Origin of the sequence: Mesorhizobium calcicola (assembly GCF_042682105.1) — a bacterium.
GTDB lineage: Bacteria > Pseudomonadota > Alphaproteobacteria > Rhizobiales > Rhizobiaceae > Mesorhizobium > Mesorhizobium calcicola.
Genome location: NZ_JBHUGY010000019.1, coordinates 109,459 through 133,206 on the forward strand (window position 1 = coordinate 109,459; position 23,748 = coordinate 133,206).

Annotated in this window: 18 protein-coding genes and 4 pseudogenes; 8 read left to right on the forward strand and 14 right to left on the reverse strand. The window is 60.8% G+C overall.

The annotated features are described in order from the left end of the window. Positions 1 to 67 precede the first annotated feature (67 nt). From ACFSQT_RS11690 to ACFSQT_RS11700, 3 genes are all read left to right on the forward strand, one after another. On the forward strand, positions 68 to 679 hold the full coding sequence (locus ACFSQT_RS11690; RefSeq protein ID WP_379018631.1) for a hypothetical protein: 612 nt from the start codon (positions 68 to 70) through the stop codon (positions 677 to 679). 68 nt (positions 680 to 747) lie between these two features. Continuing rightward, positions 748 to 2,700 (forward strand): AAA family ATPase, encoded by a 1,953-nt coding sequence (locus tag ACFSQT_RS11695; protein ID WP_379018632.1) that lies wholly within the window; start codon positions 748 to 750, stop codon positions 2,698 to 2,700. A 342-nt stretch (positions 2,701 to 3,042) separates the two neighbouring features. After that, complete coding sequence (locus ACFSQT_RS11700; RefSeq protein ID WP_379018634.1) at positions 3,043 to 4,386, forward strand: hemolysin family protein; 1,344 nt, start codon at positions 3,043 to 3,045, stop codon at positions 4,384 to 4,386. Here the strand turns inward: ACFSQT_RS11700 and ACFSQT_RS11705 are convergent. After that, complete coding sequence (locus ACFSQT_RS11705; RefSeq protein ID WP_379018636.1) at positions 4,361 to 4,888, reverse strand: DedA family protein; 528 nt, start codon at positions 4,886 to 4,888, stop codon at positions 4,361 to 4,363. The two genes, ACFSQT_RS11700 and ACFSQT_RS11705, sit on opposite strands and share 26 nt — an antisense overlap. Before the next feature lie 336 nt (positions 4,889 to 5,224). On the opposite strand from ACFSQT_RS11705, the pseudogene ACFSQT_RS11710 reads away from it, so the two are divergent. The 4 genes and pseudogenes from ACFSQT_RS11710 to ACFSQT_RS11725 all read left to right on the forward strand — a co-directional run. Beyond that, positions 5,225 to 5,425 (forward strand): annotated as a pseudogene (locus ACFSQT_RS11710) (metal-sensing transcriptional repressor); the annotation flags it as partial. A gap of 8 nt (positions 5,426 to 5,433) precedes the next feature. Further along, positions 5,434 to 6,720: pseudogene (locus tag ACFSQT_RS11715) on the forward strand (MFS transporter). 37 nt (positions 6,721 to 6,757) lie between these two features. After that, on the forward strand, positions 6,758 to 7,195 hold the full coding sequence (locus ACFSQT_RS11720; RefSeq protein WP_379018638.1) for a YqaA family protein: 438 nt from the start codon (positions 6,758 to 6,760) through the stop codon (positions 7,193 to 7,195). A 9-nt stretch (positions 7,196 to 7,204) separates the two neighbouring features. Continuing rightward, positions 7,205 to 7,924, forward strand: a pseudogene (locus ACFSQT_RS11725) (nickel/cobalt transporter). Between the two features lie 80 nt (positions 7,925 to 8,004). Here the strand turns inward: ACFSQT_RS11725 and ACFSQT_RS11730 are convergent. From ACFSQT_RS11730 to istA, 4 genes and pseudogenes are all read right to left on the reverse strand, one after another. Then, a pseudogene (locus ACFSQT_RS11730) lies at positions 8,005 to 8,337 on the reverse strand (MFS transporter); the annotation flags it as partial. Between the two features lie 78 nt (positions 8,338 to 8,415). Continuing rightward, positions 8,416 to 8,664 carry a hypothetical protein gene (locus tag ACFSQT_RS11735; RefSeq protein ID WP_379016670.1) on the reverse strand — a complete coding sequence of 83 codons (249 nt, stop codon included), beginning with the start codon at positions 8,662 to 8,664 and terminating at the stop codon, positions 8,416 to 8,418. Then, positions 8,661 to 9,434 (reverse strand): IS21-like element helper ATPase IstB, encoded by a 774-nt coding sequence (istB, locus tag ACFSQT_RS11740; RefSeq protein WP_095090157.1) that lies wholly within the window; start codon positions 9,432 to 9,434, stop codon positions 8,661 to 8,663. Before istB ends, ACFSQT_RS11735 begins: the two co-directional genes overlap by 4 nt. Continuing rightward, positions 9,427 to 10,926 (reverse strand): IS21 family transposase, encoded by a 1,500-nt coding sequence (gene istA, locus ACFSQT_RS11745; RefSeq protein ID WP_379016669.1) that lies wholly within the window; start codon positions 10,924 to 10,926, stop codon positions 9,427 to 9,429. The genes istB and istA overlap by 8 nt, the downstream gene beginning before the upstream one ends. Before the next feature lie 217 nt (positions 10,927 to 11,143). Here istA and ACFSQT_RS11750 point away from each other — a divergent pair, with 217 nt between their 5' ends. Then, on the forward strand, positions 11,144 to 11,332 hold the full coding sequence (locus ACFSQT_RS11750; RefSeq protein WP_095090369.1) for a hypothetical protein: 189 nt from the start codon (positions 11,144 to 11,146) through the stop codon (positions 11,330 to 11,332). A 347-nt stretch (positions 11,333 to 11,679) separates the two neighbouring features. On the opposite strand, the gene ACFSQT_RS11755 is transcribed toward ACFSQT_RS11750, so the two are convergent. From ACFSQT_RS11755 to ACFSQT_RS11795, 9 genes are all read right to left on the reverse strand, one after another. Then, the gene (locus ACFSQT_RS11755; protein WP_379018640.1) at positions 11,680 to 12,645 is read right to left on the reverse strand and encodes an MFS transporter; all 966 of its coding nucleotides are present in this window, start codon (positions 12,643 to 12,645) and stop codon (positions 11,680 to 11,682) included. An 85-nt stretch (positions 12,646 to 12,730) separates the two neighbouring features. Continuing rightward, the gene (locus ACFSQT_RS11760; RefSeq protein ID WP_379018642.1) at positions 12,731 to 13,336 is read right to left on the reverse strand and encodes a hypothetical protein; all 606 of its coding nucleotides are present in this window, start codon (positions 13,334 to 13,336) and stop codon (positions 12,731 to 12,733) included. Positions 13,337 to 13,414: 78 nt separating this feature from the next. Further along, positions 13,415 to 13,834, reverse strand: coding sequence for a hypothetical protein (locus ACFSQT_RS11765; RefSeq protein WP_379018644.1), 420 nt, complete (start codon positions 13,832 to 13,834; stop codon positions 13,415 to 13,417). Positions 13,835 to 13,920: 86 nt separating this feature from the next. After that, a complete protein-coding gene (locus ACFSQT_RS11770) occupies positions 13,921 to 16,881 on the reverse strand; it encodes a site-specific DNA-methyltransferase (RefSeq protein WP_379018646.1) in 2,961 nt (986 codons plus the stop codon). Between the two features lie 20 nt (positions 16,882 to 16,901). Further along, on the reverse strand, positions 16,902 to 17,183 hold the full coding sequence (locus ACFSQT_RS11775; RefSeq protein WP_379018648.1) for a hypothetical protein: 282 nt from the start codon (positions 17,181 to 17,183) through the stop codon (positions 16,902 to 16,904). Between the two features lie 126 nt (positions 17,184 to 17,309). Then, complete coding sequence (locus ACFSQT_RS11780; protein WP_379018650.1) at positions 17,310 to 18,317, reverse strand: PGN_0703 family putative restriction endonuclease; 1,008 nt, start codon at positions 18,315 to 18,317, stop codon at positions 17,310 to 17,312. After that, a complete protein-coding gene (locus tag ACFSQT_RS11785; RefSeq protein ID WP_379018652.1) occupies positions 18,314 to 18,754 on the reverse strand; it encodes a hypothetical protein in 441 nt (146 codons plus the stop codon). The genes ACFSQT_RS11780 and ACFSQT_RS11785 overlap by 4 nt, the downstream gene beginning before the upstream one ends. A gap of 36 nt (positions 18,755 to 18,790) precedes the next feature. After that, positions 18,791 to 20,659, reverse strand: a complete 1,869-nt coding sequence (locus tag ACFSQT_RS11790; RefSeq protein WP_379018654.1) for a GmrSD restriction endonuclease domain-containing protein — start codon at positions 20,657 to 20,659, stop codon at positions 18,791 to 18,793. Further along, positions 20,652 to 23,693 (reverse strand): BPTD_3080 family restriction endonuclease, encoded by a 3,042-nt coding sequence (locus ACFSQT_RS11795; RefSeq protein WP_379018656.1) that lies wholly within the window; start codon positions 23,691 to 23,693, stop codon positions 20,652 to 20,654. Before ACFSQT_RS11795 ends, ACFSQT_RS11790 begins: the two co-directional genes overlap by 8 nt. Positions 23,694 to 23,748: the final 55 nt, after the last annotated feature.

The window sequence follows — 23,748 nt, forward strand, 5'->3', positions numbered from 1 at the left end:
CTGATCGCGCACCGCCGCTGCACCCTCGCAGCGGCCGATCATTCTTGCGTATGCGTAGGAGCGTCCCGTGACCGCCCAACCCGAAATCGAAACCGACCAACTCGCGTCAGTCCGCGCCGACGCCGCGCGTCTTCATTTCCATCCACGAGGAACTGTCCGCTGCATCGGCACGCCCTTGTTCAGGAACCAAGCCGCGCGTGACCTCGGATGTCTGCTCGACGTCGACCCGACGGTGGTCGAATGGTCATGTCTGCCGCTCGTACTGAATCGACAGGGCGACAGCCACGTGCCGGATTTTCTTGTGGTTCGGGAGGAGGGGACTTCGATCGTCGATGCAGTGTCGCAAAGCAGTCGTCTGGAGCCATGGATCGAGGATGCAGCCGCTGAGGCGGGCTATCGATATGAGGCCCAATCGACAGTCATTGCAGGACATAGGCTGGCCAATTCCATGGACCTGCTTCGGTATGCCAGCTGGCAGTGTCCGCTGGGCGACCGGGTTCGCGTGCTGGCGGCGTTGGACGAGCACGGCTCCCCCACCGTGGCCGAATGCCTGACCGCCTTCCATGAGACGGTCCCGATAGCGGGGCTTTCGTCGCTGGTCCTGCGACGTTTCGTCGAGATCGATCTCGACGAAACCAGGATCGGACCTGAGACAGCGGTTCGCCGCATCCGCAGCTGAACGTTGCTTTCGAACATCATCGCTGCTGCGCCCCAGAGTGCGCCGAGCCATCAAAGTCAGGACATCCAATGAAACGCCTGTCGAAAGCGCTGAGCGCGAAGCTCGCCTTGAACGCGACGCGGTTCGCCGCTTATTGCTCGGTAATGCGGGCACTCCGGGACCAACGGGACTTCCTGTCGGGAGGACCGGCCGTAATCGTCCTGATCGCGCCGAGGGAAGAGGACGTGGATATTTACGAGGGCGCGTCCAAATTCCCGGCAAAGGGGGAATCGCTTATCACCGGAAGCGTGTACGATCGCGACCGGACGCTCGTCATGACGGTCGAACCGGATGGGCGAAAAAAGTCCGAACGGTTCGACCTCCTCGGGATCACGGGTTCCAACGACCGCATCGTCGTCGTTACGCATTCCCGCGACCTTCTCGCGGAAAACGTTGACGCGGTTGCAGATGCTGTGCTGGTGCTTCCGGCCATCCAGCCCCGATATCTCAAGGCGGCCGCCCGTTTCTGCCGCAACCAGATCCTGTCGGACGAGGATGCTTCATTCCTGGCGACGGTCCCTCTGCATGTTCTCGCCGCAATCTGGCGCAAGGGCAGGGCGCTGGACAAGGTCTTGCAAGCGGCTCGCGCCACCATGGTCGCTCCAAAGTCGAGCGTAGGGCAGGGACCGACATTGGACGACCTCCATGGACTGGGCGCCGCTGCCGACTGGGGGAGGGAGCTTGCCGTCGACTTGAAGGACTGGCGGGCAGGCAGGATCGGGTGGTCCGAAGTCGACAGAGGAATCCTGCTCAGCGGTCCGCCCGGGTCTGGCAAGACGATGTTCGCAGCGGCTCTCGCGCGAACCTGTGGAGTCTATCTTGTCTTGGGTTCGCTGGCACGCTGGCAGGCAATGGGGCATTTGGGAGATCTTTTGAAGGCGATGAGAGGCGCGTTCGCAGAAGGCATGAAGAACGCGCCTTCGATTTTGCTCATTGACGAAATCGATTCCATTGGGGATAGGAATGCCTTCTCGGGGCACAACGCACAATATAGCCGCGAGGTCGTCAATGGTCTGCTGGAATGCCTCGATGGATCCGGTGGCCGGGAAGGTGTCGTCGTGGTCGGCGCGACTAACTTCCCCCATATGCTGGATGCGGCGCTGACCCGTCCGGGCCGCCTCGACAGGCATGTGAACATTCCGCTGCCGGACATGATGGGACGACGAGGAATTCTTGGTTGGCATCTAGCCAAAGCGTCGTCTTCTCTGGACCTGACTTCCGTAGCCGCTCGCACGGACGGCTGGACAGGGGCGGCCCTGGAACAGCTCGCCAGGCAGGCGCGTCGCCGTGCGCGCCGTGCGCGGCGCGACCTCGAAACCGCGGACTTGCTCGCCGAGTTGCCTGAACTCATGTCTCTCCCTGAAGCCTTGCTGTGGCGAAACGCGATCCACGAGGCAAGCCACGTGGTCGTCGGCCTGGCGCTTGTCGTCGGCGATTTCAGGAGCGTGGAGATCATCGACACCTTCGACCCGACAGGCGAAACCACGCAACGGGGAGGAGGGGCTCGTTTCGACGAGCGGCTCTTTCCGGAACGGACGAAGGCCGGATTCCTCGACCGGATCGCCGTCGCGCTTGCAGGACTCGCAGCCGAGGAGGCTGTGTTCGGTTCGAGGTCCGCCAGAGGCGGGGGAAGGAAAGGTTCGGACCTTCACATCGCCACGGTGACCGCCCTGGAGGTGGAAGCCGCGTACGGGCTGGGTGGAGGCTTCACGTTCCTGTCGGGAGCAAGCGAGGAGGAACTGCTCGTGACGCTGCACATGAACGGCGACCTGCGGTTTCGGGTTGAGAAACTGCTTGCTGATGAATTCCAGCGTGCGAAGATCCTGATCGAGACCAGGCGCGAGGAGCTTCACTGCATTGCGAAGGCCCTGCTGCAAAAGCGAAGGCTGTCAGGATCCGAAGTGGACGAACTGATCGATATTCAACATCGGTCTGGCCGTCAGGAGTCGACCCTTGGCCTATCCGATCATATCAGCACATGAGGCGAGGAACTTTCGGGGCAGGCTCCTGGGGCTCTCCCGATGCATCGACATCCAATCTCCAATCTGGAAGCAGGCGGACTGTCGGCAAAAGCTCAAGCTTTCCGGTTGTCCGCTGGTCAAACCCATCGCGAACCGGACGAATCCGCCAGTCGCCTGAATCCAACATTTCTGGAAATTTTGGTGATATTGCCCCGGCTGCCTTGCGATGGCTGTTAAGCCTGATCCGAAGAGACCATCAACGTTGCCTTCACCCGCTCTCTCCGAGGTAGCGATGCAACAGAACCGTGTTATGAGTGGTTATCACTTAAAACACGTGGCGGAATTCCGCCCAGAAGGGAGATTATGTCCAGTATCGATGGCGGTATTTACGATTTACTCGGGATATTCGCCGTACTTGCCCTCGTCGCCGCCAATGGTTTCTTTGTCGCGGCCGAATTTTCACTTGTGGCCGTTCGTCGCAGCCGCGTCACCGAATTGGTAAATGCTGGCAGGCTTAATGCAGTTGCCCTGAAGCGCGCCGTCGACAACCTTGATGCCAATCTGGCGGCAACACAGCTTGGCATCACCATATCTTCCCTCGCGCTCGGATGGATCGGCGAACCTGCTCTCGCCCACCTGATTGAACCCTTGCTGAGCATGTTACCGGGGTCCCTTGCTACAGTTGGCTCGCATGCCATCGCGGTAGCCATTTCCTTCGTCATCATCACGGCACTTCACATCGTGCTTGGTGAATTGGCGCCCAAGAGCTTGGCGCTCCAGCGCAGTGAAGGTACAGCTCTCTGGGTGGTCCGCCCTCTCGGGCTGTTTCTATTCCTGTTGCGCCCCGCAATCGTCGGTCTAAACGGCCTCGGTAATCTTGTGCTGCGCCTTTGCGGACTGCGGCCGGGTACGGGCGAGGAGTCCTTGCATTCGCCCGAGGAGCTTAAACTGCTTGTCGCCGCCAGCCAGGAGGCCGGGCTGCTGCACCAGGCACAGCAGGAACTGGTCGAACGCGTCTTCAACATTGGCGACCGCCGCATTGCCGATATCATGACACCGCGTCGCGATGTCGACTGGATCGATGCCGATGACAGCATGGACGAGATTTTGCGAGCGGTCCGGGACTGCAGCCATGAGCAGCTTCTGGTCGGACGTGGCGGGGTGGACGAACCCCTAGGTATGATCCTCAAGAAGGACCTCCTCGACCAGGTGCTCGATGGCAAAACTCTCGATCCAATGGCCGTCATCCGCCAGCCCGTAATCGTCCACGAAGGAACGCCGATTTTCCGCGTGCTTGACCAGTTCAAGAAGGCACCAGTGCGGCTGGCCATCGTCATTGACGAATACGGCAGCCTGGAGGGCATCGTCACCCAAACCGACCTGCTTGAAGCCATTGCTGGCGACCTGCCGGACGTGGAGGGCGAGACTCCTGACATCGTCGAGCGCGATGACGGCTCCCTGCTGATCGACGGCATGATGCTGGCGCACGATGCCTTTGCCCGCCTTGGCTTCCGATCTGGATTGGCAGAAGGCGATTTCCACACCATCGCCGGATTCGCCTTGTCCCAGCTTGGGCATCTTCCGGAAGTTGGCGAACAGTTTGATTACGAAGGATGGCACTTCGAAATCCTCGACATGGACGGAAGGCGCATCGACAAGCTGCTTGTGCGCCGCGAGGCCGCTACATCCACTGCTGCAGCCATTTGAGGCCGAAGGCGCCGGGTGCCAGTATGCCCGTCGCCCACAGGATCGCCGAACTGATATTGGCGATTTGGAAGGTCAGCGCGGGCATCTCGCAGATGCCCGCGACCAGCGGCACGGAAGCGCGCAACGGGCCCGAGAAACGGCCGATGAATACGCCCGGCCCGCCCCAGAGTTCGAAGAACCGATGGCCGCGTGGCAAAAGGTTGGGGTAGCGCATCAGCGGCCAGTAGTTCGAAACGCTGTGTCCCAACTTGGTGCCGATCCAGAAGGACAGCCAGTCGCCCATGAAGGCGCCGACAATGGCCGCCAGCCACAACGGCCAGAAGGCGATGCCGCTTTCGCCGATCAGGAAGCCGACGCCGAGCAGGATGACGGTCGCGGGAAGCAGCAGCGAAATGAACGCCAGCGATTCCCCGAAGGCCAGCACAAGCACCAGCGGCACACCCCATGCTTCGTGTTCGCGAATGAAGGCGACCGTCGCCTGCGTGATCTCGGTGAGGCTCATTCCGTGTCTTTCCGCCTTGCTTCGAGGTTGGCAGCCCAGCCGTGAAGCACCGCGCCTTGCGTGGGTGACAGCTTTGGCGTGTCGATGCGCGACTGTCTTTCAGAGGCGGCCCTTCGAAGCAAGCTTCCATGTCGGCGCGGCATCGGGAACAGCGTTGGCTCCGGTAAGTGTCGATTTACGCTAATTGCGCGCAATTCGAGGAGTGGGGGTTTCCGCGTATTAACCTCTCACATCAAGGGACCTCCACGACGTGGCCAAAGTGACAAACTGAGCTGGCTGTCCCGAAGTCGCAGCATTTGAATTGCGGCTTGCAACAACCACAGGGTCTTGATCCCCATCATCGAGATGATCGAGGCGGGTCGGCCCTGCCTCGATGTCGCCCAGCAGCTTCATGCGGTCGAGAAGGCGGTCTGCCAGGCGAAGCGGACGCTGATCCAGGACCATCTCGACCATTGCCTTGAAGACGTCGTTGGACCGCTGGCGCGCGAGCAACGCCGCTCGATCGACGAGTTCAAGGAAATCACCAAGTACCTGTGAGCATCCCCATGTTGTTTCTTGCCCAAGTCATCGCCCTAGTCGGCACCGGCCTCGCCACCGTCGCGCTCGGACTTCTGGCCTACGACCTCGCCGGGGCCAGTGTCGGCGAAGTGCTTGGGACGGCGCTCGCCATCAAGATGATCGCCTATGTCGGCGTAGCGCCTGTGGCGGCAGCGTTCGCCGAGCGCCTTCCGCGCCGGACGATGCTGGTCTCGCTCGATCTGATACGGGCGGCGGTGGCATTGGCACTGCCCTTCGTGACGCAGATATGGGAAATCTATGTCCTGATCTTCGTGCTGCAATCGGCCTCGGCGGCGTTCACGCCGACCTTCCAGGCGACCATTCCCGACGTGCTGCCGGACGAGAAGGAATACACCCGGGCCCTGTCCCTTTCGCGGCTCGCCTACGATCTGGAGAGCGTCGTCAGTCCGATGCTGGCGGCGGCGCTGCTGACCGTCATCAGCTTCCACAGCCTGTTCGCAGGCACGGTTGTCGGCTTCCTCGCTTCGGCCGCGCTCGTCGTCTCGGTCGTGCTCCCAAGCCCGAAGGCGACCGAGCGCCGAGGCATCTACGACCGCACCACGCGCGGCCTGCGCATCTATCTCGCCACGCCACGTCTGCGTGGCCTGCTGGCGCTCAATCTCGCGGTCGCCGCCGCGAGCGCGATGGTCATCGTCAACACCGTAGTGCTGGTGCAGGCGGAGTTCGGCCTGACGCAGCGCGCCACGGCGTTCGCCCTTGCGGCCTTCGGCAGCGGGTCGATGATCGCGGCGCTCCTCCTGCCGCGGCTGCTCGAGAACATACCTGATCGGACCGCCATGCTCGTCGGCTCCGTCATCCTGATCGCCGGACTGTTCATCGGCACGCTGGTTCCCGGTTTCGGGCTGCTGCTGCCGCTCTGGTTTGCACTCGGTCTCGGCTATTCGCTGGCGCAGACGCCGTCCGGCCGCCTGCTGCGCCGATCCTCGCAGCCTGAAGACCGTCCGTCGCTGTTCGCGGCGCAGTTCGCGCTGTCGCACGCCTGCTGGCTGATCACCTATCCCGTTGCCGGCTAGGTGCAAAGGCAGGTTTGCCTTTCACCTTCGCAACGCTCGGGCTGATCGCCGCAGTCGCCGTGTTCGTCGCGACGCGGCTATGGCCCGCTCACGACCCCGACGCGATCGAGCACGTCCATGATGCGCTCGACCCCGGCCACCCGCATCTTGCGGATGCCGCACCCGTCGGAAGTGGGCCACAGGCACGCTCACGCCTATGTCATCGACGGCCATCACACCGAATGGCCTCGCCTCGCATGACGCGCCTGCTCAAATCGGTATCTCGCGATGCCTTTCAGTGACTGATCTCGCCCTCTATTCTGGGCTGTTTGCCGTCGCTTTCGCCGCCGCGACCTTCCTGCCGATGCAGTCGGAGGCTGCGCTCGTCGGGCTGCTGCTGGGCGGGTCCTTTCCAGCGGGAATCCTGATCCTGGTGGCCAGCGCCGGAAACGTGCTTGGTTCTGTCGTCAACTGGGGAATCGGGCTTGGCGTCGAACGGCTCCGCGACCGCCCGTGGTTTCCCGCAAGTCCCGCGATGCTCGGACGTGCCATGAAATGGTACCGTCGCTATGGAAAATGGTCGCTGCTGCTGAGCTGGGTGCCCGTGATCGGCGATCCGCTGACCGTCGTGGCGGGTGCCCTGCGCGAACCGTTCTGGAGTTTCCTTATGCTGGTGGCGATAGCCAAGACCTCGCGTTACGTCGTGCTGACGGCGGCCACGCTGAGCTGGATCTAGCCGATGTATATGTTCCAGCACCTGGTCGCGATCCAGCGCGAAATCTACCTGGCCTTCGCCGACCGGATCGGGGGCTTCGCGAAGACGGGCGACTGGGCGGTCCTTGCCGCCTACCTTCCGATGGGAATTGTCTTCGGCGCTGTCCACGCGATGACCCCGGCCACAGCAAGGCAGTCCTTGCGACTTACCTGACCGGATCGACGGCCTCGCTTCCGAGGGCGCTGCTCGTGACACTGGTGCTGTCCTTCACCCATATCACCACATCCGTCATCATCGCGCTGCTGTCGCTGCCGCTGGTCTCGGTGGCGCTCGGCAGCGTGGGCCGCGCGCCGCTGCTGGAAGACATCAGCCGGGGCCTGCTCGGCGTGATCGGCCTCTGGATGCTGTGGCAAGCCTTTCGACGGGAGCACGACGACCACGGCAGCCGTCAAGGCTCGATGGTCGGTTTCATGGCGGGCCTGATCCCGTGCCCGCTGACGCTGTTCGTCATGACGTTCGCGATCTCGCGCGGCGTCCCTCAGGCAGGGCGTTGCCTTCGCCGTGACGATGATGCTGGGGGTGGCGTGCACGCTCTCTGTCGTAGCCCTGGCGGCCGTGGTCTTCCGCCAGCAGCTTCTTCGGCTTCTCGAAACACGGCCACGCGTCGTGGATGCCGTCACAAGGGCTATTCAAATTCTGGCGGGACTTGTCCTGGTCATCGTCGCGTGGAACGCGATCATCGCGAAGTGAGCATGGGGACGCACTTGAGAGGTCCTCGAGGCGCGGTCGAGCCGCATCGTTGCCAAGTCGCGCAACGTATTTTGTGCCTGCTACTGACCGTCCCGCCGTTCCTCCGGCGGTCGAACCTTGCGAAACATCGCGAGCAGGAGGATGTCGTAGACAATCTTCAAGGCGCCTGCGATGAGCAGCGGCCAGCCGAAGCCTGAAGCAGCCAGCAGCGAGCCAGCCACGACAGGACTGGCCGCAGCCGCGAGGCTGCGCGGGACGGCGGTGACGCTCGCGGCGGCCGCCCGCTCGCCGGGTGTCACCACCGCCATGACATAAGAGGTGCGGGTCGGCACATCCATCTGTGACAAGGCGCTGCGGATCAGCAGGAGCACAATGACCGGACCGAGGCTGTGCATGAAGGGAATGAGTGTTAACGGCTGCGAGAAAGCGCGGACAAATGGTGCCGAGGATTGTGGAGGAGAAAGCGGCCCGATGGGGCCGCTTTGTATTTTTTACCAGGAGGGATCGAGAGGATGGGGCTTTTGCCGTGTCTGCTCGTCGCTGGAAGGGTGCTGATCGTCAGGGGCTTGTTGGTGACGGACAAACTGCTGGATGTGGGGAGCGTAACGGCTCCAGATGCAGTCTCGCAGATCGTCGAGGAGTTCGAAGACGGCGGCTGCTTGCTCGGGTGTCCATTCGGCATTGACGATGAACTGGATTCCACGCCCGAGACCGGACGGCTGATGAGGATTTCCGGTCATGCTGCAGGCTCCTTTTCGTCAGCGGGGTGGCTGGTGCGTTGTTGACGCTGCGCCTTCGAGCGCTCGGAGGCTTCCTTGAAGCGGTAAGAATCGCCTTCGATGGGAATGACCTCACAATGGTGCAAAAGGCGATCGACCAGACTGACGACGCAGGCGGCATTGGGGAAGACCTCCGACCATTGCGCGAAGGGCTTGTTGGTGGTGACGATGGTCGAGCGTTTCTCGTATCGGCGGCTGATGAGATCGAACAGCAGATCGGCATGACGGTTGGAATAGGAGAGATATCCGACCTCGTCGATGACCAGGATATCGGGCGCCGCATAGTACTGCAGCTTTCGGCGGAGCATGGAATCGCTGTCGATGGCGGCGAGCTCGCCGAGCATTTCGCTGGCGGTGCGGAAGAGGACCGAATGGCCGGCGACCAGCGCCTGGTAGGCGACGTTAAGAGCGAGCGTGGACTTGCCGACGCCGTTAGGGCCGATAAGGACGATGTTGGCGGCCTCCTTGACGAAGGACAGCGTCATCAGTTCCTCGATGGCGGCGCGATCGATACGACGCGGCCATTTCCAGTCGTAATCGGCCAGTTGCCTGAAGTGGCCAAGCCTGGCGGCGCGCATGCGTCGCCGCAATGAGCGGTCGGAGCGCTCTTCTTCCTCCCATTGAAGCACGGCGGCCAGCCACGGCGCGTCGGCGATTTCGTCCCAGTGGGCGATCAGGCCATTGAGGCGCAGCGCCCTGGCGCGGTTGAACAGGATGCCGGGATTATTCATCGTCGTTGCCTGCGGAAGTGAGTTGATCGTAACGGTCGAGCTTGTGGGGCTGTACGACCGTATCCTTTTTGCGGACATGCTCCGGCAGCCTTGTTTCGACCGGCGGTGGAGCGCCACGCGCGATCCGGCGGCGTTCGAGCGCGACGTGAACCGATCTCGAATGAGAGGCCGCGGCCTGCAAGGCATCTTCGACGGCGGCCTGGAGTTCGGTGGCGCCGTAGAGGTCGAGCAGTTTGAGCATGGCATTGGTGATCGCGCCGATATTGGCGCCGCGCTCGGCGGCGTGGATCATCAGTTTCTGGCAGGCCGGCACGGCGCGCGTCAAACTGTTGAGGCCCCGATGCTGGCGCGCTTCGCGCTTGACGGCGACGAGCGCCTTGAGGTGCCGGGGGTCTTCGATCTGCTGGCCCCGGTCGTAGCTGCGGCGGTGGCTGGCGATCATCGTGGCGGCATCGAATATCCGGACCTGGGCGAGATCGGCGCGCACGGTGAGCGTGCGCCGGACATGAGTATGGGGAACCGAGTAATCGTTCAGGTCGAAGCGGACATAGGGTGTCTTTCCGACCTTCGCGGCGATCTGCTCCTCGATGGGGTACGGGTTGGTGGGCAATGGCAGAAGCATGGGCTGCTCCTGCGCAAACACCTGACGAACCGTCATCGTCCGGTCCTCGGGGCATGGCCGGTCGGCGGCCTGGTTGCGGCACCATTGTTCGGCCTGGGCATTCAGATCGTCGAGGTCCTTGAACTTGCGGGCGATGAAGAAGGCTTCCCGGATGTGGCGAATGGCGCGCTCGACGCGGCCCTTTTCGTTGCCCCGCGCCACGGCGACGGGACGGGGCTCGAAGCGATAATGGCCCGCGAAGGCCAGAAGTGTCGGATGGAACCGGATGGCATCGCCGTGACGCTCAAGCACAGCGCTCTTAAGGTTGTCATAGAGCAGCACCCTGGGCAAACCATTCCAGGCGTTGAACGCACCGGCGTGGCCGCGCAGGAAGTTTTCCATGCGGGCATCAAGAAAGAAGCGCAGATAGATGTCGCGCGAGTAGGACAACACCATGACGAAGGCCATCAGCGGGCGGCGAGCCTTGCCGATTTCGATGTGACCAAAATGCGCCCAGTCGACCTGGCCTTGCTCGCCCGGCAGGGTGCGCAGACGCAGGAACGCTTCCGCAGCCTTGCGCGGACGGTGGAGCGCGATCATATGCCGGAAGTGGGAGGACGAGCCCTTGTAGCCGCGCTCCTGCACCATCCCGTACAGGCGGCTGGCGGTCAGGTCTGGATATGTCTCAAGCGTCCGCTGGACGAACGGCAGATACTGGTCGACCTCGGCGGGACGTATCACCGGCCTGTGGCGGGGCAGACCGGCCTCCTTCAGAACCCGGAAGACCGTCGTATGGTGGCAATGCAATTGCGTTGCGATCGTTCCACAGCGCCACCTCTCAACGTGGTACAGGCGCAGGATCATCGCTTCCTTCTCGGCGGATATGGTCATCGGTTGGGTCTCCATAGTCGTGTTGACGGACATAGGCCCCTCGGCGACGCACGAAGCCGCCGCGAAAGAACGGCGGCAGCCGACAACTGCAGCGCCGGCAGCACGGAGCCGGAGGGATCGATGGCACCGCTTCAGCGGTGACGTCGTCCAGTGCGACGGTGCCGTCGATCAGGGGCGCGTTCAGTCGTGAACCATCCGGCAGACAAGGTGCAGACTGATGCGTCACGTTGTTTTTGCAGCGCTGGCGATATCGGCGGGAGCGGTCGGCGTGGGCAAAGCGGCCCCGGCGGGTGTTCTGGTAGCGCAGCCCCGCCGCACGCAGACTGTCACGGCGGGCTTCATGGGCGCAGTCAGAACCACAGAAGCGCTGACCCCGATCGCAATGCCGGCAAAGCAAGACCTGTGAGCGGCACCGTGCGCAGAGAAAGAAACGACCGGTTTGCATTGCGGCGGCGAACCTCTCGGAACGCCGTCGGGATTGCGGGGAAAAGCTCGACGGAATGCGCCAATGCCATTATGCTGGCGCATACCGTGAACCAGTCGGCATCAGTGCCCGGGGACCTGCAAGTCCCCTCACACGGGCCGTTGGGATAGGACATCGAGTTTACGTGGTAGTGGGTCGATGTCTGATTGCGGCGCTCCGCACATGTAGCATGCGCGGACGCAGCGCGGGATGCGCCTCAGTCGCCCTCCGGGCTCCTGTCGGCGCATCCCGCGCTCTCATCCCCAACCAAATCAGATCATCAGCGTCATTCAGCACCACTCCGAGCCGAATTCCGCATCAATTCCCTCTCGGCGCCATCTATACGCGGTTCTCAACCGCCATCGACAAATGAGTGCAAGGCAAAGGCTCGACGGCAGATGTGTGAACACCATGGTGTTCACGAGCCCGATTCGTTTGGCGATTTGCACGGCCACCAGATAGGACGCTGCCGAGAGGACGCCTGTAAAGAAGAAGATCGCGCCTGTCGCGGCGAGCGATAGGCCGAACTGTTGGAAAAGCCACAGAGCCAGCAATGACTGAACCACCAGGCCGCCTGCAAAGGCGTCGAGGCTGAAAAGCGCAGCGAGCGTCAGGACGATGCTTCGAGATTTGCGCAATGGCTCAGCCGGCTCCGCACCGACGTCGAGTGGTTCCTGCGGCAGCCGCCTATACAGAAGCAGCGCTCCGAACCCCAAGGCTGCATAGAGGAGGAAGGCGATCTGAAGCGCCTGCCTTATCTCCAGTCCGACAACCTGCCGAAGTATGTCAGGCGCGGCGGCAGCCAGAGCGCCGACGGCTCCGACAAGTGAACCGACCATGCTGTAGCGTGCGAAGAGCGCGGTGCGGTCGCGATCGGTGACGCTGTGAGCGAGTTGCGCGTGTTCCAGCGGCAGAAACACGCTGACATCGCCCGAGGACGGATTCAGCGTTCCGACGAATGCGATCGCTAGCAGCGTCCAGAAGTCCCTTACCAGCGCGAAGCTGATCCCTGTGGCGATCATCAAGACAGCCGCTGCGATCAAGAGCGATCTGCGGGAGAAGAGGTGCGCCACGAACCCGACGGACAAGGTAAGCGCTGCGGAACCCGCTAGCGTCGCTGAAGTCAGGATTCCGATCTGGAAGGCATTGAAGCATGGTTCGCTGTCGAAGGGTGAGCTCCGACCGGTCAGCTTCAGATAAGCAGGCATGATCCGGGTACGCTGTTGCCAGGTGTAGCCGTTGTAGGAATTGCCCACGGTTACGCTCCGAGAACCTTGAGAGGGTCGTTCTCTCGTCCGGTGGCGCGGGAGGCGATGAAGCTGTCGGCGAGGATTGTGGGCATCAGGTTTGCAGTTTTTTCTTGGAACGATCCTTCCCCAGACGTGTCAACATCCATGGATATACGATCTCGCGGGGCATCGTTCCGCTAAACCTGTAGCCATCGTTTATGATCCGCCAAGCATCTGCGCCCTTTGTTCCCATACCAGGCAGAGTAAAGACTTTGCGATCATTGCGAAGATCGTGCTGGGACCAAAGTGCCCAAATCAGGATGTGCTCGATCTGCTCGAGGGAGCCCTTGATGGTGTCTATCCGCGAAGACGATCGTCCGGTATCGAGATAGGCATAGCTTAGACTGGTTGCACCACGTTTCGCGGCAAGCTCCTTGGCTGTTGGATGATTCTGAAATCGGGCTTTCGGATTGGTCGAAAGCCCGATGTACGCGATAAGATTCTTACGCATCATCTTGTGATGATTGCGGATGATGGCGTACAGGAGTGGTCGGTCGTCTTCGAAGAATGGCTTAATCTTTTCCTCATCGAGTTCGAGTAGCTGGGGCTTAGACCAGACAAGGGTCACATTTTTGTAGAGAGCCTTGCCAGCACGGTTTTGCATGCTCTCGACTGGCCCCCCGAAATCGGTCGGCTTGTACTCGGGTATCCAGTTCATCTCAGTCCCCTCACACCACAAAAACCTTCAGCACCTCGTCTCCGAAGTGATGGATCATTTTAATCACGATTCGTATTATCAAAACTCCGAGTCACTATGCAATTCGCGAAATAGAATTCTAATCTCCTCCAATCTCCCATTCAATTCAAATCTCTCGCGAATAATCATATTCCTGCCAAGAGCGACGAATACTTTTTCTCCCGACGCAGTAGCACTGAAACCGTTGACAGTTTCTACTGCAAATCCGAAGTCGCACAGACCATCGAGGTGGGTTTGTAAATCGGCTGGTTCCAAGTCACACGCGATCGCCAATCGAGCAAGGTCGGTCTCGCCGTAGGCCACGATCTTTGCGAGGGCGAGGATGGCTGAAGGGGAGATTCCATCCAAGTCATTGAAGTCCTCCATCGTCAACGCCAACGCAGCTGCTTCCTGAGCTAGCCATTTTCGATAGTTCAAACTGGCTCCGGATAACATCTTGTCTGCAATATTCTTGCGCATTTTGTTTCCATCCATGGCGGCCTCTGATTCATGTCAGGAGACACCGTATTCGCAGTCCAGAGAGCTGGTGAAGCGCTAACCTTCCCTCATACCCCGAACACCTTCAACACCTCGTCCCCGAAGTGATTGATCACCTTCACCGCGATCCGGCCCGTCGCTGGTCGCGGGAAGGGCCGTGAAGTGTCGGAATAAAGCGTCGACCAGGCGTCCTCGTCGATCTCGGCCTTCAGCGCTGTCTTGAGCGACTTGTAGGGGTCGTTCGCGCCGAGGAAGTAGGCGTGGCGGACGAAGAAGCTTTCCTCGTTGTAGTCGGTGTCGATGAACCAGGCGGCGATGCCCTTGGTGTCGGTCGAGCGGATGTCGCCCGTCGAGGGGTCGAACACGTCGACGCCGTTGACCTTCACCTGAAGTCCGCCCTCCGGCGTCTCGATCAAGTCGATGTCCGGCTCGCCGAAGACAACGAAGAGGTTGCCCTTGCCCGTGTTCTTCAGGTCCTCGGCCATATGCAGGTCGGGGTTCATGCGCGCCTTAAGGATCGGAAGAGGGCCGAGCCGGTTCAGGTCGCTCGCCTGAGCCTCGAAATTGAAGGCGCAAGCGATCAATGCATCGAAGCGGGCGTCGGAAGCCTCGCGCGCAGCGGCGGTGATGTTCGAGCGGGTCAGCGTACCGAATTCCGGGCCGATCAGGATTCCCGCGCGCTTCTCGCGCCCGTCGCCGTCGGTGTAGCGCCCTTCGGCTGCCAGCCAGTTGCCCGGCCAGGGCTCGACCGAATTGAAGCTGATCGTGTCGCGCTTCTCCTGGCTGTGGACGCCGGCAGAGCGCAGATGATCGAGCACCATCTGGCCGAAATCCTGGTCCGGCACGTTCTTCGGCTCAGGCTGCATGGTACCTCTGGAGGCAGACATTTCGCCGGAAAACGTATCGTCGCGCGAGGTGACAACGCGGTGCGGCGACAGGCTCTCGACGGTGAAGGGGCCAGCGACGCGCAGCTTGGTTCTGTCCTCGTAGGGACGGTCGTAGAGCATCTCGACATCCGCCGCCCTGGCGATCGAGTCATCGATCTCCTTCTGCCGCGCGATCCGGCCTTCCCACCAGCCCTTGTGAAGCTCGCGCACCCGGGCGCTGACGAGCCCGGCCTTGGCGGCGCCGTCCTGCGTCTCCAGCCACTGGTCGAGGTTGCGCGGGATTTCCCATTCCTCGAAAACGATCTGCAGTTTCTCGTTCAACTCGGCACGCAGAGGCTCCAGCACCGCTTGCCACTTCTCCCAGATCACGTCGATCTCGGTATTGTTGGCAATGGATTTCAGTGTGATGTGCGGCGCGCGCTCGTAGACGAAGCCCTGGCGGATGTCGCCAGCGGTCGGTGTCTGCGGCTGAATTCTGCCGGAAACCTCCTGCTCCTTCTCGCTGCCTTCAGGACTGTCAGCAAGCAGATAGTAGGGATACCGTGCCGCCATAAGACGTGTTCGGGCAAGGGCAAGCGCCACACGCGAGGTGTCGATGGTTATCCAGCGCCGGCCCCATTGTTCGGCGACTGTGGCTGTCGTACCTGAACCGCAGGTTGGGTCGAGCACGAGGTCACCCGGATCGGTGGTCATCAGGATGCAGCGTTCGACGATCTTGGTATTCGTCTGGACGACGTAAACCTTAGATTCTGTAAAGCTCCCGGTGCTCGTGTCAGTCCACATGTTGTTTATGGCAACGACGGGAAAGTCATTCGCGAGCCTTACGTAACGGAGCACTGCTCCCGATGTTTCGTAGAGGCGATCGCATTTGGAGAGGCGTTCTAGCCCCCTTTTTTCGGTCTTGAACGTTCCCTTCCCAGGCCGGAAAGCGCGATTCTTCCAATTGAATTCCTTGAGGTCGCCCTGTCCCAGCGGCCTTTGGCTGACCAGATTGTCCGGGAAGAACACCTCGTATTCGCTCGAAAGGAGATCATTCTTGTCTCCTCGCCACATCCGTCCGTCCTTTGAACGGACGTACGCATAGTACTCGAATCCCCCTCTCTCAGATTTGACTTGGAGAACAGGTCGGTACTTCGCGCGTTGACGATCTCGATAGTACCAGACGATATAATCTCCCGCCGACGACAACCCTATTGTGCCGAGACTGGTGGTGCTTTGAAATGTGATCAGGGAGGCAAAATTATCCTCGCCGAACACTTCGTCCATCAACGACCGCACTCGGTGAACATTCTCAGCGCTTATTTGCACAAATATCGAGCCGCTTTCAGCCAGCAACTCGCGCGCGACCATCAGGCGGTCGCGCAGATAGGTCAGATAGGAGTGGATGCCGTCCTTCCAGGTGTCGCGAAAAGCCTTCACCTGTTCCGGCTCGCGTGAGACATCCTCCTTCTTGCCATCCTTCACGTCGCGGGAGAGGGTGGAGACCTGCCAGTTCGAGTTGAATTTGATGCCGTAGGGCGGATCGAAGTAGATGCACTGCACCTTGCCGCGCATCGCCTCGCGCTCGGCGAGGCTCGCCATCACCTGTAGCGAGTCGCCAAGGATAAAGCGGTTCGTCCAGTGCTGGGCGTGCTGGTAGAACTCGGCCCGCGCCTCCGGATCGGTGATGCCGTTGAAATCGGCAAACAGGTTCGGCTGCTCGGCGCCGCTCTCGCGGGCACGGTCCGACATGCGCCTCAGATCGTCGATCAGATGTTTCGGGTGGATCGCCTCCTGGCGGTAAATCGGCGGCGCGTTGACCACGAGGTCGGACCAGTCCTGCCGGTCCTTGCCGCGCCAGACGAGCTGCGCGTCGCCGAGCTCGAGCTCGCCCGTCTCGGCAAGCTGACGCGTCTGGTCCTTCGTGATACGAATCTTCGCGCCGTTCCAGACGATCTGCGGGTCGAGATCGCCATCACGGTCGCGCACCTCACCGTTCGCCAGCGGACGAGGACGCGGCATCGTCATCTCGCGCTCGACATCGCCCAAGAGCTCCTGTTGCTGCTCGAACAGTGACGCCATCTCGGCCGTCGGCACATTGATGCGCCGCGCCGCATCGTGGGTGAGGGCATCGACGGCTTTTTGTATCGGCGTTTTGGCCATCAGGCAGTCCAATCAGGTCGTCAGAGAAATTTCTTGATGAGGAAGTTATAGACGGCGACGATCTCATCATCGCGTTCGCGCTCGATGCCTTTGATCGTGAAGTCCGAGACCTTTCCGACAGTCGAGCCACTTCCTTTGCTCGATCCGTTCCGCACGATACCATCCTTGATGTTGCCGATGGCCGTTCCAGATCCCACGGACGAGCCATTCCGGATCACACCGTCCTTCACATTGCCCACGGCGACGCCCGAGCCGGGCAATGACCCACCTTTGCGGATGACTCCATTCCTGAGATTGCCCAATGCAGTGCCGGAACCGATCGAAGATCCGTCCCGGACTACCCCATCCTTGTAGTTTGCCATACTTCCCCCCCTGTGTGGTCCATCTGAATATTTAGATTCCCAGTCCTGTCCCGTCGAAGGTGGTATTTATGCCGTAGTCATTTCATCCCAGGAGGATCTGGCCGGGTCGGCCAAGAAGGCGTAGCGATTGCGAAGATATTTCGCCCAGGCATCGTCTGTCGACGCATCGTCGATAAGCGGCGAGAACAGGGATTCAGTCGAGCGGCTGATGAAGTCGTCGGTTTCGATCAGCAGCGAGCAGTAGACTTTGAAGGCGTTGTCGCCCAGCGGACGCATTGCGGGTGAGGTGACACGGGTCAGGCGTCTGTTCGCCGCGGGAGCGATATGGAGCACGCGGGCACGCTCCGCGCCATCCTCTTGGACAGCTTGCATGCGAGACGCCAGCATTTGCTGGCGGAATAGCTGATAGAACGGTTCCCAAAACAGGTCGGGAAGTTTCAGGTCGGCATTGCTGCGCAACGGGCCGAACGGTGCGAAGGCAATGTTCTGGTATCGGCGAAGACGCTCCGCTTCGCGCTTCGGTTCGGGCGCAGCGCCGTAGGACTCGGTGTACTTCCACTCGATCAACAAGGTCTCGACCCGGCCCGCCTGCGCCTGTCGGAAGCGCACAATAGCATCGGCGCTGGTGACGTTGGCGCCTCGCTTCGGCGATCCAGTTCGGGGCCATTCGTTGAGGTAATCCTTGCGGCCGATCCATTCGAAGCCGACGAACCAGGGTTCGCCGTCCGGTCCTTTCTCGACCTCCAGCATTTCCGGAAGCTCACCGCCGATGGCCTGCTGGACCAGACGCGCCAACAATTCTGGGCGCGTCGCGAGAGGCATCAGGAAATTCAGACAGCAGACCTGCGAGGAAAGCCCGTGAGCGGCGTGCTGATGCCAGGCAATGGCGTTGTCGGAAAAATACCGCGCGGCAACGTCGCGGATACCGGGGTTGAGGTTCGAAAGGCGGTTCGAAGGAGCAAGGCGATAGGCGCATCCCTCGAACCCTCCTTCGCCGTGAAGATGCGCTTCAAAGAAAGCCGATTGACGTGCGCGTTCCTGTGCCACGAAGTGGCGCTCGCGGGGGGCGGTCATGCTTCGGTCCCACCCAGAGTTTCGCGCAGGGCCTTTTCATAGCGCTGCGAGGTGTCCCAGAGGAAATCGGCCGCGGCGTCCCAATTGCCTTCGTCGTTCATGTCGAGATCAAGCCTGCTTGAGAAGAACCTGTCGCTCTCGCTCGAGCTTTTCAACGGGGCGCCAAGTGCAGGGACCAGTTCCTCCTGCCAGTGCGTCAGGCGCTCGCGCAGTTTCGACGATTTACCGCCTTCCATCGTGCGGACGAAGACGCGGACGAAGTCGATGCCGGTGGTGATGCTGATCTCCAGACCCAGTTCCGGAATGGCGTGCCAGCGCGCGCCACGAGGCTGTGCGAGGCCGTGGCGAATCTCTTCGCGGTGCCGCCGGATCATGTGCTGCCAGTAACGCTTGATCACGTCGGTCTTCAAATCGTTGTAGGGGCCGTATTTGACCATGGACACTCCGCCGCGATCGTCGTTCTTGGGTCGCTACTACGCCGCATCTGCTGTTTCGATCTCATCAAGCAACGCGTCGTCGGGCGCAGCGGTCTCCTCGAACGCGGCGGCGTCGACACTGGCTTTGCCCATGGCGCTCCCAGCCATGCCGGCCAGTAGCGCCATGCGTTCTTCGAAAAACGCCTCGAAGTTGTCCGCACGCAGGTGCTGCACCGGAATCAGATGCGTCTTGAGGATTGCATCCAGCTCCAGCGACGAAATCTTGTGATCCTGCTCGATCCGCTTCAGGTAGACGGAGGGGGCATCGCCGCGGACGATGTATCTGTTTGTGGCTGCCGACAACGGCGTCTTGTTCACGATGGAATCGTATTGTTCGATAGCCTTGCCCTGGCTACGGCACCATGATTGGGGAAAGATGTGATGGACATCGACCGCTTCGTTCCAGAGCGTCATGAGGTCGAAAGGTTTCCCTGAAACGAAGTCGCGGCAGCCCTCCCGCATCAAAAGGGCATGAAAGCCCTTGTAGGCAGCTGATTGGCGTCGTCGCAAACGTATCAGCTTGTTTGATACGAACGTGACGTCCTGGAAAATGGTCGGCGCGGATTGGTTATGCTCCAACCAACCGATCAGTTGAGGCACGTCGCGTGCAATCTTGGTCTCCGTTCCGCCGCCGTAGTGCTCGCCCAAGACGCCCGCCCAGAACCATTTCGCTAGGTTGGCGCGTATGGTGGCATTGTTGGCCAATGCATTTCCAATGCTTGCGAATAGTGCGGCCAGCGCAACGACCTGCGGCGGATACGGAAGATCACGCTGATACACGATGTTCTGCTCGGCGAGGAATTTGCCCGCCTCTATAAATCCAGATTCAGTGCGGTCGGCGTAATGCTGATAGGCGCCGAGCGGTAACGCGAGCAGGGCGTCTCGCTTGCACGTGATCTGCGGCAGCTGAGCGCCTGGAATCGGGTTGGCCTCGCGCTGCCGACGCACGTCCATAGTATGGAGCAAAGTGCAGGCCTGGAGGAAGTCTGTACTTGCCAGCCTCGCGAAGACACCATCGGGCTTGGTATTGTCGCGGATGCGCCCGAGGCGTCCATGTTGCGACTTAGTTCCCCACCAGTCCTCGCGAAGATCAAAACCTTCGCCGGTCCCCGCGAAGATCGCCGTGACGAGCTCGAACGCATCAAGTTTAACCCCTCCGACATTAACCTTCTCAAATATCGTACAGACCGCTTCGCGCCCATTATCCTTGGTGAGCTTGATGATGGGCATTTCGTAACGTTGGATTCGATCGAGTATCTGCCGATCGAAAGCCTTATCCGTCTCGTAGATATCGACGTCTTGCGCCTTCCAATGATCGCGCCACCCGTACACCCAGTCCTTTTCGTCGAAACATCGGTTCAGCGGGAACATGTGCTGTTCGAATTCAAGGGCAGGAGTGGAGACGTCGAGGTCGATTTCCCGGGCAAATGCCTTCATTCGAATACGGCTCGGCGGAACTGTCTCAATTGCGTCTTCAAAATCGCCGTGGGCCAGAGCCTTCTTGAGATTAAGATAAAAGTAGCGTTCGACGATTTCTGACTGGGTATTTTTCACCCTCGCAGGCCGATCCGAATAGATCGATTGATAGAGCGAGGTCATTCGTTGCTGACCATCCAGCAGAAGCGCTTCGGGATTTCCGTTGTCAGTCTTCGTCCCCTCGACTGGTCGGAATTTGAAGTTCACCGATCCACCGCGCTCAAGTGTCAGGAGGGCACCGACAGGATAACCTTTCGCGATGCTGGCAAGGAGGCTTACCACGGCATCTTCGTTCCAGACGTATCCGCGCTGGAAATCAGGCAGCTGAAGCTTGCCGTCGTTCACCTGCTCCAACAGCGTTTTGAGCGTTTGCTTCGTACTGTCAAACACTATGTTTTTCCCCTTTGGCTACCATCAGCGTGTCGATCAATTTCTTCCACTCCTCCTCGAGGGCGAAGGCGTCGCGAAACTCGGCGAAGCCCCAGCGGCCGAAGGTGCCGATATTGTTGACACCCGGCACCCACAGTGAATCCATGGTCTCGGCCTTGATTTGGGCATCGACGCCGCGGAACCCCTTGATCTCGACAACAAGCTGCAGCGGATCGTGAGGACCGTGCCTATCGTCGATCCGGACGATGAAGTCCGGCAGGTAGCGCCGCGTGGTCGAGCCAAGGCGGTACGGCACCTCGAAGCCGAGCGCCTGGTTCTTGACGTAGGAGAGTGTCGCCGGATGCGATTCCACGACCCGGGCGAACTCTGCCTCCCAGTCGGAATCGCAGACGACGTAGTTGATGTGCGACTTGTCCGACGCTGTCTTCCAGAGGTTGGCCTTGGTCGTGTTGAAGGCGACGAAGTTCGTCGTGCCGGCCGGGTTGTAGGGATCGAGCATCGCTTTGACGACGGGGGCATCCTCCGCACCAGCCTCCCGCACGATACCGCTGTAAATCAGGTTCGCGGCCTTCTCCGCCAGCTCCGCATAGGTAAGCATGCCGATCCTGGTTCCACCGACCGTCTTGACGTGCTCGCGCAGCCATCGGCGTGTGACCGGCTGAACCTGGCTAAACAGGTGGTAGGGCGGATCCTGGTCGCCGTCGCGGAAGTAGAGCTCGATCAATCGCTTGGTCAGGTGCATGCTCACGGTGTTGGGGGGCATGTCGTCGAGCGCCGCCGGGGACATGTCGATGCCTTCACCGACCAGCCCCTCGAGCCGCACGCTGGTCGGTCCGACCATTTCCGGGGTGAGGGTCAGCGTCGAATCCTGCGAGAAGGAGGCCGAGATGCGGTCGGGCGGCAGTTCCGTGCGGTATCCTGCAACCCGCGGGAAGCGGATGGCGAGCCGCTCGCGCTCCTTCATCGCCTGCACGCGGGTAATCTTCTTTGGCGGGATACGGACGACTTTCTGCGGCTCCGTCGCGAAGTCGAACGGAATGCCCATGATGTCGGCATACTCGGTGTTGAACAGGCCTTGTGTGTTGAGCTCGTAGGACTGGCGGCGTAGGCCGCGCCCGATCACTTGTTCGCACAGTAGCTGCGTGCCGAAGGCGCGCACGCCGAGGATGTGGGTCACCGTGTTGGCGTCCCAGCCTTCGGTCAGCATCGAGACGGAGACGACGCAGCGGATCTTCTCGCCAAGGCGGCCCTTCTGGCCAACCGTGTTCATCACTTCGCGCAGGAGTTCCGAGTCCGAGATGCTTCCAGCTGCTGCTCCTTCACGTTCCTGCTTCTCGCGCCGGAACAGGTCGATTTCGGCTTCGGCCATCTGGCGGAAATTCGGGTCCAGAGCCTCGCCGGATTCAAGCTGCTCGGAATCGATCAGCAACGTGTTCATGCGGGCCAGGGGCTCGCCCGTGCGTTCGTCGAAATTCCGGAACAGGTCGAGGTGGCCGGTGTGGATGGTCTGCATCTCGCCTTCGCGCTCGCGCTGCCATCCGGCGATCCACTCATAGACCAGCTTCGAACTCGCCGTGTTGTTGCAGACCACGATGAACACGGGCGGCACGTCGATTGGGACACGTTCCCAGTCCTCGTACGTCTCCTTGTAGTGGCTATAAAGCGAATGAAGGGCCGTCTGAAGCTCACTTGGCAAACTAAGAGGATCCAGGTCCCCTGACTTGCCAGCGCCCTTCTTCGGCATCTTCTTGCCGATGTGATCCCAGAGGTTTCTGTAGATCGGCGTGGGCGCGTTGACCGCGTTGTCCGCGACGGGCACCCGGGGCAGCTTGACGATACCGCATTCGATCGCCTCGACCAGGGAGAAGTCGGACACGACCCACGGAAACAGCGTTCCCTCATCATAGCCCGAGCCGCGCAGGAAGAAGGGCGTCGCTGACAGGTCGTAGACACCGCGAAGACCGACCTTGCGTTTCAGGGCTTCGATGCCGGAGATCCAGAGGCGAGCGGCCTCGTTATTCTTCTTTGCCTCCTCCTTGTCCTCGCCCTTGGCTTCCGCCTCTTCATCCGTTCCAGGCCGTTCCCGGTAGCAATGGTGCGCCTCATCATTGATGACGACGATGTTCTTGAGGGGAAGGAGTTCGCCGCAGGCGCGCTGCAGCATCTCACCCTCGGTTTCTTGTTTCTCGATTGCGGCTCCCGTGCGTCCCTGCATGAGGCGTTCGCCGACAGGGTTGAGGTCATGCGCTTTGCGGCGCTGGAAGGCGTGATAGTTGGTGATAACGATCTTTGCCTTGCCGAGATCAAATATCATGTCCGGCGGCACCAACTCGCGCGTGACATAGTAGTTGTCGGGATCCGACGGCAGGAGGACGCGAAGCCGGTCGCGGATCGTGATCCCGGGGGCAACAAGGAGAAAACCGCGGGAGAACAGGCTCGAATTCGGCTGGCGGGCGGCATTGATCGCTCGCCAGGCGATCAACATCGCCATGACTGTCGTCTTGCCCGCGCCTGTCGCCAGCTTGAGCGCTAGCCGGAACAGTTCGGGATTCGAATCCCTGTTTGCCGCCTCGAGAGACCTGAAGATGTGGGCATACTGTTTTCGATTTCGAGCGACCTCGGTCAACCAAATGACCATCTCGGTTGCCTCAACCTGACAGAAGAACGGCTGCTGATTGGAAAACTTGTGATGCCGCCAATGCTGGAGCAGTCGCTGGGTTGTGGGCGTCACACCCCAATCGGAAGGATTCGGAATGGCGCGCCAGGATTCCAGATGCCGCCGCAACTCGTTGACCAGCGCATTCGGGGAATACTTGCCTGCTTCGTGCCCAGCCTCATCCAGATCGAGCGCCCGCTGTGCGGCCGTCGCCTTCGACCGTTTCCCGCGCGGCACGGGAACAAGGTACTTCGACGTCCTCCTTCCGTCGATTGGCGGCAGGTCCAAAGGCTGCCCCTCGTTATCAAGCGCATGATGACGGGTCGGCGGCAGATATGGAGAATTCAGGATAGGTTCTGAATAGAATGGCTTGGTCATGTCCCCCCGGAACGATTCCCTCGGACAATGGACGCCAATCTCCTCGCGATCAACC